1 protein-coding gene and 1 pseudogene are annotated in these 3922 nt (G+C 55.7%); one reads left to right on the top strand and one right to left on the bottom strand.

Translation table 11 applies throughout. The features are described from left to right. Positions 1 to 200 (bottom strand): annotated as a pseudogene (locus tag ENI00_RS15400) (glyceraldehyde-3-phosphate dehydrogenase); the annotation flags it as partial. Positions 201 to 385: 185 nt separating this feature from the next. Between ENI00_RS15400 and mfd the strand changes: the two are divergent. Further along, entirely contained in the window at positions 386 to 3916 is a 3531-nt protein-coding gene (gene mfd, locus ENI00_RS15395) for a transcription-repair coupling factor (RefSeq protein WP_304104312.1), read from the top strand. Positions 3917 to 3922: the final 6 nt, after the last annotated feature.

The following is a 3922-nucleotide window of genomic DNA, read 5'->3' as shown; positions in this document are numbered from 1 at the left end:
TCACTGTCTTCCACTTGTCGTACGTATCTGTGAGCGCGGATTATATCGATAACTGACTGGTTAATAATGGCGCGGCCGTATACGGAGGTAACAACATTGTTTTTCCGGTAAAGACGGCCAATCAGCGGAATCATGGCCTCCGCAGTCGATTCTCTGTCCATCCAGTTGGAAAGGCACTGGTTCATCTGTTCGTGGCTCACGGTAGAGACCCCTGTTTCGCGCGTGTGATAATTCAGGTCGGGCATTATCCAACTTAAACCCGCCAACGGCAAATACGAACTGGCACGGACACCGTACATTTGCCGCCATGACACCGCCATCTGCCGGCGTTAGAATAACGCCCTCACCGGCCCTCAACACCCACAGCAGGAGAACACGACTGGCCATGAATCAAGGTGCCCCAACTTCCGCGTCACTGCACACACTGATTGCGCCGCAATTTCCTGACAAAGCAGCGGATCACCGCATTTGGGGGCAGTTGCGTGGCGGCAGTGACGCCCTGGCCATATGCGAAAGCGCCCGGGCCCACAAAGGCCTGACACTGGTGATCACCCGCAACACAGCGGATGCGATTCGCCTGGAGCAATCCATGCGCTTCTTCCTGGGCCTGCCACCGGAAGAAGACGGAGCAACGATCACGGAAGGCGGTCTCGAGTTGTTGTCACTGCCAGATTGGGAAACATTGCCGTACGACCTGTTCTCTCCGCATCAGGATATAACCTCCCGGCGCATTCGCACCTTGCACAGGCTTCCCGGCATACAGCACGGCGTTATTGTGGTGCCGGCCAGAACCCTGATGCATCGGCTGCCCCCGGTAGACTACCTCCAGGGTAATACCCTGCTGCTTGAAACCGGCCAGTCTCTGGACATCGACAACTGGCGCCTACAGTTGTCAACCGCAGGCTATCGACACACCGAAAACGTTTATGAGCACGGTGAGTATGCCGTTCGCGGCTCGATACTCGACATCTTCCCTATGGGCTCTAACCTGCCCTACCGAATTGACCTTTTTGACAATGAGATAGAAACCCTCCGCACGTTCGACCCCGAAACCCAACGCTCCATTGATCGGATTGAACGCATCGAACTGCTCCCTGCCTATGAATTTCCATGGCATAAAGAGGCTCGCTCCGCCTTTCGGGGCCGCTGGTTCGAGCAATTTCCCCACTCAGACAAGCATGCACCCATATATCAGGACGTGAGCCACGGCATCACGCCGCCGGGCCTCGAATACTATTTACCCCTGTTTTTCGACCAGACCGCAACCCTGTTTGACTACCTGCCCGGCACCACCCACGTTTTCACAGCTGAGGGTCTGAACGAGGCGGTCACCCACTTTGATGCCGAAACACGCAATCGCTTCGAAGACCGCCGCCACGACCGCTTACGCCCGATTCTTCCGCCTGCCAGTCTGTTTTTGCAACAAGACGAACTGTTTGGAAAACTCAAGGTTTTCCCGCGGGTAACCATAACGTCTGAGCCAGCCGAAGGCAGCGGCGCTTTAAATTGCAACAGCGAGGCGCTTCCAGATATCGCAATGAACGCGCGAGCCGCCGATCCTGCAGCGCAACTCAAACGCTTCATACAGACCTTTGGCGGGCGCGTACTGATCTGCGCCGAGTCATCCGGCCGTCGTGAAGCGTTAATCGAGAACCTGGGAGAACACCAGCTTCAGCTGCAAGGCGCTGAAAACTGGCAAAACTTTCTGGACGATACCAACAACACACTGGGCATCACCATTGCGGCCATGGAGCAGGGGCTCGTATTACCCGATCACAACCTGGCCCTGATCACTGAAACCGCTCTGTTCGGCGAGCGCGTGTTGCAGCGCAGACGTCGTGAAAAGCCCACAGAGATTAATGACGACGGCTATCGAGACTTGTCTGAGCTGAGAATAGGCTCGCCCGTTGTTCACATTGATCATGGTGTTGGACGCTACCTCGGTTTGGAAACCATTACCGTAGAAGGCGAATCCAGCGAGTTTTTGATGCTCCAGTACGCCGGCGGGTCAAAGCTCTACGTGCCCGTATCCAGCCTGCATCTGATCTCCCGCTACGCCGGGGCCGATACAGAGCATGCGCCACTGCACAAACTGGGCACCGAGCGCTGGAACACGGCCAAGCACAAAGCCCTGGAAAAGATCCGCGACACGGCGGCAGAGCTTCTGGACGTATACGCTCGCCGTGAAGCCCGCAAAGGGTTCGCGTTTGAAGACCCGAAAGAGGCCTATCGCGCTTTTGCAGCCGGGTTTCCGTTTGAAGAAACACCGGATCAGCAGGTGGCCATCCAGGCCGTGTTCGAAGATATGACCGATGAAAAACCCATGGACCGGTTGATTTGCGGCGATGTCGGCTTTGGCAAAACCGAAGTCGCCATGCGCGCTGCCTTCCTGGCAACCTGGTCAGGAAAGCAGGTCGCGGTGTTGGTGCCAACCACGCTATTGGCCCAGCAACACTATGAATCCTTCCGTGACCGGTTCTCGGACACCCCGGTTAACATCGAACTGTTAAGCCGTTTTCGCAGCACCGCACAAACGAACAAAGCCATGGAAGCGACCGAAAACGGAAAAGCCGATATCGTCATTGGCACTCACAAGCTGCTCCAAGGGGATATCCGGTTCAAAAACCTGGGGCTGGTGATCATTGATGAGGAGCATCGGTTCGGCGTCGGGCAGAAAGAAAAACTCAAGGCTCTGCGCGCGGAAGTGGACATGCTGAACCTCACCGCAACCCCCATACCGAGAACACTCAACATGGCGATGGGTCACCTGAGAGACCTGTCCATCATAGCCACACCACCCGCTCGGCGGCTTTCGGTGAAAACCTTTGTGCGTCAACGAGACGAACCCATGGTTAAAGAAGCCATCCTGCGTGAGGTTCTGCGTGGTGGTCAGGTTTATGTTCTGCACAATGATGTAGCCAGCATCGAGAGGACCGCGGAAGACCTCCGGAACATGGTTCCCGAAGCTCGTGTAGGCGTGGCCCATGGCCAGATGCGGGAAAGGCAGCTTGAGCAAATCATGTCTGACTTTTATCACAAACGCTTTAACGTGCTGGTGTGCACCACCATTATTGAAACCGGGATCGACATCCCCAGCGCCAACACCATTATTATTGAACGTGCTGACAAATTCGGCCTTGCTCAACTGCACCAACTGCGCGGCCGCGTTGGCAGATCGCACCATCAGGCTTATGCCTATCTGTTAACCCCACCACCCAAAGCCATTACCGCAGATGCCAAAAAACGACTGGAAGCTATCTCCGAGGCCCAGGAGCTGGGCGCCGGTTTTATGCTGGCAACTCACGATCTGGAGATTCGTGGTGCAGGCGAGTTACTGGGCGATGAACAAAGCGGCCAGATTGAAAGCATCGGCTTTACGTTGTACATGCAATTGCTGGATGAGGCAGTGAAAGCGATTCGTGAGGGCCGAACGCCCAACGCGGAATTGCCACTGAGCCACGGCACTGAAATGAACCTTCGTATACCGGCATTGATTCCCGAAGATTACCTGCCAGACGTGCATAACCGCCTGATGCTCTACAAGCGCATTGCCAGCGTGAGCAACCGCGATGCATTAAAAGAACTTCAGGTTGAGATGATTGATCGCTTCGGATTACTGCCGGAGCCGGCAAAAAACCTGGTTCGCCAAACCGAACTGAGGCTCAAGGCAGAAGCCCTGGGCATAGTGAAGGTGGACGCTGGCAAGGAGTGGGCTCGCCTTGAATTTGGCAGTTCCACCCCGGTGGATCCGCTTGTTCTGGTTAAAAAAATGCAATCCGCTCCGGATACCTATCGCCTTGAAGGTGCTAACAGCTTTCGTTTTCGGCTGAAGGACACGTCAACCAGTGGTAAACTCGACGGCATCTCCGGCATGCTGAGCGAGCTGGTGCCAGCGCCTAGCGCGGCTACCGCCTGACCATTG

Source organism: Marinobacter antarcticus, from assembly GCF_011049865.1.
Taxonomy (GTDB): domain Bacteria; phylum Pseudomonadota; class Gammaproteobacteria; order Pseudomonadales; family Oleiphilaceae; genus Marinobacter; species Marinobacter antarcticus_A.
Note: the sequence above shows the minus strand (reverse complement) of the source record. Positions and strands in the feature narration are given on the sequence as shown.